Source organism: Aminobacter sp. P4_H6_2 (genome assembly GCF_056400805.1).
This window is the reverse complement of sequence record NZ_JBFUKO010000475.1, coordinates 1-4,261: the sequence shown is the minus strand read 5'-3', so window position 1 is coordinate 4,261 and position 4,261 is coordinate 1. Positions and strand designations below refer to the sequence as shown.

Annotated in this window: 5 protein-coding genes; all 5 read right to left on the bottom strand. The window is 58.7% G+C overall.

The window, feature by feature from the left end; all coding sequences use genetic code 11:
- Positions 1-35: 35 nt before the first annotated feature.
- Positions 36-902, bottom strand: coding sequence for an SDR family NAD(P)-dependent oxidoreductase (locus AC1DUU_RS24650; protein WP_476786006.1), 867 nt, complete (start codon positions 900-902; stop codon positions 36-38).
- A gap of 67 nt (positions 903-969) precedes the next feature.
- The gene (locus tag AC1DUU_RS24645) at positions 970-1,413 is read right to left on the bottom strand and encodes a nuclear transport factor 2 family protein (protein WP_476786005.1); all 444 of its coding nucleotides are present in this window, start codon (positions 1,411-1,413) and stop codon (positions 970-972) included.
- A 20-nt stretch (positions 1,414-1,433) separates the two neighbouring features.
- Positions 1,434-1,814: a hypothetical protein gene (locus AC1DUU_RS24640; RefSeq protein WP_476786004.1), complete on the bottom strand. Its 381-nt coding sequence runs from the start codon at positions 1,812-1,814 to the stop codon at positions 1,434-1,436.
- A 24-nt stretch (positions 1,815-1,838) separates the two neighbouring features.
- On the bottom strand, positions 1,839-2,339 hold the full coding sequence (locus tag AC1DUU_RS24635) for an NAD-dependent epimerase/dehydratase family protein (protein WP_476786003.1): 501 nt from the start codon (positions 2,337-2,339) through the stop codon (positions 1,839-1,841).
- A gap of 488 nt (positions 2,340-2,827) precedes the next feature.
- Positions 2,828-4,000 carry a porin gene (locus AC1DUU_RS24630; RefSeq protein ID WP_476786002.1) on the bottom strand — a complete coding sequence of 391 codons (1,173 nt, stop codon included), beginning with the start codon at positions 3,998-4,000 and terminating at the stop codon, positions 2,828-2,830.
- Between the last annotated feature and the right edge of the window lie 261 nt (positions 4,001-4,261).

Below are 4,261 nucleotides of genomic sequence, written 5' to 3'. Positions count from 1 at the left end.
ATACGGATGCTTCGACCTGTTCGACTGTCTGGCCCCTACTTGGCGTGGGGGCGTGGCGTGTAGCCATCAGACTCGATGACGGGCAGGTGTGTCCAGCCGGCGTCGCCTGGTAGTCGTGACCATGCGCCAGCGGCGAGCACGCCGCCATCGACATGGATCGTCGTGCCCGATACCCAGCCCGACAGGAGCTCGGAGGCGAGGAATAGCGCAGCACCTGCCGAGTCCGCGCCCTCCCCAAACCGGCCGATCGGGAACCAGCGCTTGAGGTAATCGCGGTTTTCAGGCGGCACGCGCGGCGTCGCCACGATTTGTGCCGAATTGGTAGTCTCGGGCGCAATCGCATTTACACGGATACCATGCTGACCGAGTTCGACGGCGAGGCTCTGAGTAAAACCGGTAATCGCCGCCTTGAAGGCAGAATAGACCACCGTCATCGGGATGCCGCGAAAAGCCTCGATGGTCGAGACGTTGATGATGCTCCCACCTGAGCCACTTGACCGTATCAACGGGATCGACGCCTTGCTCATATGGAACATGTGCAGCAGATTGACGCCGTAGAGCGCTTCCCACTCTTGTTCGGTAGAGTGTTCGAACGCGGTCTTGTAGCCGAGATAGTCGCCAACATTGTTGACCAGCACATCGAGCCTGCCAAAGCGATCCTTGACCGCCTCGATCACCCTGGCGACATCGGTCGCCTTGCGTACGTCCGCCTCGATGACGAGATGCTCTTTGCCAAGCGCCTCGCGAACCGATGCGACGCGCGCGGGCTCGATCTCCGCGATCGCGACCTTCATGCCGGCACGGGCATAGAGTTCGGCCGTGGCGCGGCCAATACCGGCGCCGGCGCCGGTCACCAGCGCTACTTTTCCTGCCAGTCCAAGGATCGAGATTTCGTCGGGCATGCTGTCCTCCGCAGTCTGTAAGTCGATGTCGCCCGGCGCATTTCGGATCGGGCCCATGAAACGCTCACTAGTTCGGCGTTTCCTGCGCCTCATAGGTGTGAGTGCCAACCACCGTTAGGGCACGGCGGGCGAGCTTCCAACCATCGGAGGTGCGGGCAAAACGGTCCCGATAGCGGATGGTCATTTCATAGCAAAGGTAGTGTCCGGCCGGATCGCGGGAGTAGTGCCGTGCGATGCAATAGGTCTCGCCCTCGGCCCCGCCCTCGATCGGCTCGATGATCTGGTTGAGCACGGCATGGAATGTTTTGAGATAACGGCCCGCGACCATGGCCGGAATGCCGCACAGTTGTTCGCAGCCCTCGAATTTTCCGCGCGGGGATTCTACGACACCGTCAGGTGTGAACTGCGCGGCGAGCAAGGCGCCGTCGCCGCTGTCAACAGCATAGGCGTAGCGTTCGGATACGCGTCTGAGCGCCATCGCCATAAGCAGCGCTGCTTGATCGTCTGCCATGCCGTTCTCCCGAATTCGCGTTACTCGCCGGAGACCTGCGCAAACACCTCGCGGATGGCGCGCTGCACGTCGTTGCGGCGGTAGCCAAGGCGTTTGGTTTCATCGACGTCTGGCTCGTAGGCAAGGACATTGCMACGTCCCGGCACAATGAACATATCAGGCAGCAGCGGATGTTCCTCGTTGCGCTCGTCGACACGATGCGGGTTACCGACGGCATCGAACAGCGCCTGGAAATACTGTTGGAAGGTCAAGTTCTCGTCACCGATGAGATAGGCCTTGCCGCTTTCGGCGTCCTGGAACGCCCCCCAGATGGCTTCTGCAAGCGACTGCACCGACATGTAGTTGGTGCCGCCCGGCGGCGCAAAAATCGGCAGGTCCAACTCGCCGCGCGCATAGGCCATCAGCGTCTCGTAGCGCTTGGTCGGCTATCCCTTTACATACCCGACGATGGAAGGTGGGTTGAGCGTCGAGACATTGAAGTCGTCGGTCGCCAGTGCGCGCACGCCCTCGTCTGCGAGGCTGCGGCCGCGCACATAAGCGTTGGTTTCGACCAGGTTCGGCATGACCTGATGATAGTAGCTGCCGATATGGACGACGCGGCGGACGCCTGCCTTGCGCGCCAGTTCGACAAAGTCCGGAACGCCCTCGATCTGCATCTTGGTCCAGAACTCGTTTTCGTCGACACCCTTCGGCAAGTGGCGGATATCGTTGCCTGCTGCAAACAGGATGCCGTCAAACGGCGCGAGATCGTCCGCCGAGAAATCACCCTTGGTGTAGTCGCCATAGATGGTCGGATAAGCGGCCATCGGCGTGTTTTCGGGCGCCGGCTTGCGTGCCGCCAACACAACCTCGTTGCCTTGCTCCTTGAGATAAGCCGCAGTGTGGCCGCCGATCATGCCCGTGCCGCCGACGATAAGGATTTTCATGCGCTGTTCCTGGGCATTTTCAATTTGCTGCACGGCACGATAGGCAGCCTAGCCGGAGAGACATCGTCCGTATCGACTAACAAAGTCCTGGAGGGCTTCGTCGCAGTTTTAAGCAGGGCGAGCGTTGATGCTTCGACAGTTGCGAGAATTTGCTTCACCTGAAATCAGCCAGCGCGATGGCGTCGAAGCGGCTCTAATTTGTGGGAAACCCACGTTCGCTCGAGTGGGTCTTAGTGCCTCAATCAGGGCGCCAACACGGGAGGAATGGGTTGCGGAAACCCAGACAGCAGTGTGCGCAGGTTTTTGCCAATGGCAGTGCCAGCTTTGTCCCGTCTATGGAGACGGTCAGGAAGCCACACGAAAGCGGGCGCCGACGCCTGTAGCGTGTCGGCTGGCGAGAAGGCCAAGACATCCACCAGCCGATGAGTAAGGCAAAAGCAACCCGCAATCCGATACCACGATTTGCTTTGCCTATGCTAGCAGATCAATTAGAACGTAGCGTCGAGGCGCAGGAAACTGTTGAAGCCGCCGCCGTTGCCGAAATCGTCGAATGTGTCGCCATCGAAATAGTTGAGGGCTAGTTTTGCATTCAGGTTCTCGACGATTTTGTAGTCGACGACTGCTCCGAGTGAGTAATCGTTAGCGCCGCCATCCGGGCGATCGTTCAAGTTGTCGTCATGCGCATCGCCGAAGTACTGACCGCCGAAGCCGACCGACAGCTTCTCGTTGACCTGGTATTTCAGGTAACCAGCGAGCGTCCAGGCGTAGCCATGGTAAGGACCGACTGCTGCCAGGGTTTCGGTGCCACCGATAGCGTTGACGGACCAGAAGGTCGGACCCGATTCGTAGCCGGCCAGAACCTGCAAGGTGATAGCGTCGGTCGCCTTTACGTTGCCGATCGCCTTGAGGGCGAACTCACCGTAGGCATCGTCATAACCAGCATACAGATTGAGAGAACCCCAGCCCTGCGTGATCGCAACCTTGCCGGTGACCAACGGGACGTAGTCGAAGTTGTCCGACTCTTCTTCCRGGCCCATCGACACTGCAATGCCGTTGCCGGCGTCGAACGTGTAGCGGATCTGGTTGATGCGTGTGCCACCGCCCGAGTCGAACTCGCCAAGGAGGTCGCCGTCGAACAGGGTGTCGGCATGACCGACGAGCAGGCCGCCGAGTTCGAAGTAAGCAAAACGGAGAGCCGTGCCGCTTTCGCCCTTAACGCCTCGCCAGTATTCGCCCGGCTCACCCTCAACCCGACCAGCGCCCGGAGTGTTGGTCCAGCCGCCATTGCCTTGGATGCTCGCCTGGAACTCGATGTAACGACGGAACGTGCCGTATTCGGTTTCCGAACGGGCATCGAACTTCAGACGCATAAGTGCCTGCTTGTTCCAGCCGTTATCACCGATGTTCTGGGCCCAGTCGATCTGGTAACGAACGAGGCCGCCGATCTTCAGGCAGGTCTCAGTGCCGGGGATGTAATAGAAGCCTGCACCGTAAACGTCGCAGATGCGAACGTATTCCATGGGCTCCGGCTCAGCGACGACAACAGCGTCGGCCGCACGAGCGCCGGAGACTGCGAGCAGAGCCGCAGCGGAGCCGAGAAGAAGGCTCTTAATATTCATTTCCTGATTCTCCCAAGTCAATTCTAAAAACGGGTCTGACATTCTGGAGACAGCGACCCTTCCTGTCCTCAGGCCCAAAAGTCTGATGCTCCCACACCGTCCCTGGTCGAACCGACATCGCCCATTTGAAACAAACGATCAACAAACATTGCCAGATTTTATTAGATACCTCGATTATCTTTTGCTAACTGTTGCAGTTCCGATACAAATCTATATTTCTGTACTGTACATATCGTCTAACCAGTTCAGATTGTGCACTTGCAATGCATTTTTGTTCAAATTGTGCAATAACAAACCTGAAAT